The sequence below is a fragment of the Salmonella sp. SAL4457 genome, assembly GCF_046548235.1.
In the GTDB taxonomy this organism is placed as follows: domain Bacteria; phylum Pseudomonadota; class Gammaproteobacteria; order Enterobacterales; family Enterobacteriaceae; genus Salmonella; species Salmonella enterica.
In genome coordinates this window covers 1-238 of the sequence record NZ_JBGDZO010001280.1, presented here as the reverse complement: position 1 = coordinate 238, position 238 = coordinate 1, and the positions used below count along the sequence as shown (strand labels likewise).

The following is a 238-nucleotide window of genomic DNA, read 5'->3' as shown; positions in this document are numbered from 1 at the left end:
GCGCACGTCGGTGATCGCGCTCACCAGTTCGCCCTGGGCCAGGCGCTGGGCGATTTCCACCACCGCACGCTCGGCGTTGCCGTAGAGCAGGATGTCGGCCGTGGCGTCCATCAGGATCGAGCGGCGGACCTTGTCCTGCCAGTAGTCGTAATGGGCGATGCGCCGCAACGAGGCCTCGATCCCGCCGAGGATCACCGGCACATGGCTGTAGGCCTCCTTGCAGCGCTGGCTGTAGACC

1 pseudogene is annotated in these 238 nt (G+C 67.2%); it reads right to left on the bottom strand.

Annotation, left to right across the window (positions count from 1 at the left end):
* A pseudogene (locus ACLJNW_RS28320) lies at window positions 1-238 on the bottom strand (YgiQ family radical SAM protein); the annotation flags it as partial.